This window comes from Blautia glucerasea, from assembly GCF_020537505.1.
GTDB lineage: Bacteria > Bacillota > Clostridia > Lachnospirales > Lachnospiraceae > Blautia_A.
In genome coordinates this window covers 1-315 of the sequence record NZ_JAJBMO010000133.1, presented here as the reverse complement: position 1 = coordinate 315, position 315 = coordinate 1, and the positions used below count along the sequence as shown (strand labels likewise).

Annotated in this window: 1 pseudogene; it reads right to left on the bottom strand. The window is 51.4% G+C overall.

Going from position 1 to position 315, the window contains the following annotated elements:
- A pseudogene (locus LIQ05_RS19590) lies at window positions 1–315 on the bottom strand (VirB4-like conjugal transfer ATPase); the annotation flags it as partial.

Below are 315 nucleotides of genomic sequence, written 5' to 3'. Positions count from 1 at the left end.
TGAGGATGTCATCTTCCGTGGAAAGGGCAAGGTCTACGATCTCCTCTTTTGCCGAAAAACTCTTACCCGAACCGCTGACTCCCAGTCGGAACGAGTTTCCATTTAACAGCTTCCTTCGGTCTGCCACCAGCATATTTTTGCTGACTGCATTCTGCCCATAATAAATACCGCCCGGCTGCATGATCTCCTGTGTATGGAACGGAATCAAGACGGCAGTGGACTCTGTGGTAAGGGTACGCACCGCATCGATCTTCCGCAGACCATACGGCAGGACGGTATTCAGTCCATCGACCTGTTGCCACTTCAAAGTTGCCA